General features: G+C 45.0%; 3 protein-coding genes. All 3 read left to right on the top strand.

Features of this window, described 5'->3' with window-relative positions:
* Positions 1-1,023: lysylphosphatidylglycerol synthase domain-containing protein (locus VN105_RS25600; protein ID WP_325645603.1), on the top strand; the 1,023-nt coding region annotated here is incomplete at its 5' end.
* 9 nt (positions 1,024-1,032) lie between these two features.
* Positions 1,033-1,824, top strand: a complete 792-nt coding sequence (locus tag VN105_RS25595; protein WP_325645601.1) for a DUF3108 domain-containing protein — start codon at positions 1,033-1,035, stop codon at positions 1,822-1,824.
* A 123-nt stretch (positions 1,825-1,947) separates the two neighbouring features.
* A complete protein-coding gene (locus VN105_RS25590) occupies positions 1,948-2,649 on the top strand; it encodes a response regulator transcription factor (RefSeq protein ID WP_325645600.1) in 702 nt (233 codons plus the stop codon).
* Positions 2,650-2,688: the final 39 nt, after the last annotated feature.

Below are 2,688 nucleotides of genomic sequence, written 5' to 3'. Positions count from 1 at the left end.
AACAGGAGTTTATTTTTGCCAAAATTTGACTGTCTGAACAAAAGTACCAAAATAATTCTCAATTACTTATTAGGAGCGGGGCTTTTTACCTGGTTGGCATACTCTATCTATTCGCAACTCATCCATCGCGATAACCTGCAGGAATCTGTACGGCATATGTGGGGAGCGCTACAGGAGAGAGGCTGGGTGGGTATTTTCCTCGTTATGGTACTTATGCTCTTCAATTGGGGACTGGAAGCCCGCAAGTGGCAGAAGCTGGTGAAGCCGCTGGAGGAAGTTTCTTTCCTGAGGTCGTTTAGCGCCATCCTCTCCGGCGTGTCCTTGTCTATTAATACCCCAAATCGTGTAGGCGAGTACGGTGGACGTATCCTTTACCTCAAAAATCATAATAAACTGAAAGCCATTGCGGCTACCATTGTAGGAAGCTTCAGCCAGCTGATCGTCACTATTATTTTTGGGTTAATTGGTTTGCTCTACTATATCAACAACTTCGCACTGGCAAAAGAAAGCGCCTTCCTTACACCTTCTTTATGGCAGAAATTACTGCTGATTACCGGTACAGTAATTTGTGGCCTGACGATATTGTTATATTTTCGGTTACAAATCATTCTGTCTGTATTTGAAAAGATACCTTTCCTTCGAAAAGCGAAGGTGTTTGTGCAGATCATTGTTAAGTACTCATCCGGCGATTTACGTTACCTGTTGCTGCTTTCAGCCCTCCGGTATGTAGTCTTCTCGGCACAGTATTTGATTTTGTTGGACGCACTTGGCATGGAATTTCTATGGTGGCAGGCCTTCCTGCTCAACAGTGTCATCTACCTGGTAATGGCAGGAGTTCCTACCATCGCCATCGCTGAATTAGGCGTTCGCGGAAAGGTGAGTATCTTTTTTCTTGGGTTACTTAGCTCCAATACCGTGGCCATCGTAGCCGCCACCGTAGGTATATGGCTGATTAACCTGGTACTGCCGGCTGTTTTGGGAAGTGTGCTGTTGTTAGGAGTAAAAATTTTTAAGGAAAAATAGCTTCCATACATGAAGTATTTGCTACTCATCATCTTAGGACTTTCCTGTATTCAACCCGTTGAAGCACAAAACGATTTTTGCTCCATCCGTAACACCAGTTTTAATGCCGGTGAAAGCATTACCCTGAAAGTATTCTATAACCTCGGTAAAATGTATGTAGGCGCAGGCGAAGCCACCTTCAACGTAGTGCTGGAACGCTTTGCCAACCGCGATGTTTATCATGTAACAGGCGATGGTAAAACCTACCGGGCGTACGATTGGATCTTTAAAGTGCGCGACAAATACGAAAGCTACATAGATACTGCTACCCTGCAACCCCTTAAATTTATCAGGAATGTGAACGAAGGCGGGTACAAGATTTTTAATAATGTAGTGTTTAACCAGGCTGCCCACCAGGCCATCAGTACAAACGGCACCTTTACCGTACCCCCCTGTGTGCAGGACGTGATCAGCGCTATCTATTATGCCCGTAACATCGATTTTAACAAGTATAACGCCGGAGATAAAATACCCTTTGCTATGTTCCTCGACGACCAGGTATATAATATCTACATCAGGTATATGGGCAAGGAAGAAGTAAATACCAAGTTCGGGAAGTTCCGGGCCATTAAATTCAAGCCCCTCCTCATCAAAGGAACCATCTTCGAAGGCGGTGAGAAAATGACGGTATGGGTAAGCGACGACGCTAATAAGGTGCCTCTTCGCATTGAAAGCCCTATATCGGTAGGGAATATCGTGGTTGATATGGTGAATTATTCCAACCTCCGCTATCCCTTCACTTCGCTGCTAAACAAGAAGTAATAAGCCTTAAGCCGCCACCCGCCCCGCAAGTTTAACAATTCATTTGAGGGCCGGCCCCCAAATTTTACCGACCTTTCGTGCCGCAGAAAACTTTATATTTGTTATAATCAACCCTTTATGATTATGGAAGAACGTAAACCGAAAATATTACTGGCTGAGGATGATACCAACCTGGGCATGGTGCTGAAGAATTACCTGGAGCTGAATGACTATGATGTGGAATTATGCCGCGATGGTATCCTGGCCCTGGCAGCCTTCCGCCGCGAAAAATTTGACATCTGCCTGCTGGACATTATGATGCCCAATATGGACGGGTTTAAACTGGCGGAAGAAATCAGGGACGTAGATCCCGATATCCCCCTGTTCTTCCTCTCCGCCAAAACCATGAAGGAAGACATCATCCAGGGATATAAACTTGGCGCAGATGATTATATCTCCAAGCCATTCGACAGCGAATTGCTACTGCTGAAAATTAAAGCCATCCTGAAACGCAACCAGGAACTGAATAATAAGGAAGAAGAAGTGCACGAGTTTGTGATCGGCTCCTATACCTTCAATTCCCGCCTGCGCACCCTGGCACATAACGGTGAAACCCATACGTTATCTCCTAAAGAAAACGAACTGTTGCACATGTTGTGCGAACATAAAAATGATCTGCTGCCGCGTGAACTGGCACTGAAGAAAATATGGGGCAGCGATACCTACTTCAATGGCCGCAGTATGGACGTATACATCGCCAAACTACGCAAATACCTGAAAGAAGATACCAACATCGAAATTGTGAACATTCATGGTAACGGCTTCCGGCTGGTAGTAAAAGACTAGGATTTTGTCTGACTCAGGATTTTGATGATTTCGCTGATT

Origin of the sequence: Chitinophaga sp. (assembly GCF_035564935.1) — a bacterium.
Classification (GTDB): domain Bacteria; phylum Bacteroidota; class Bacteroidia; order Chitinophagales; family Chitinophagaceae; genus Chitinophaga.
This window is presented reverse-complemented; position numbering and strand designations above follow the sequence as displayed.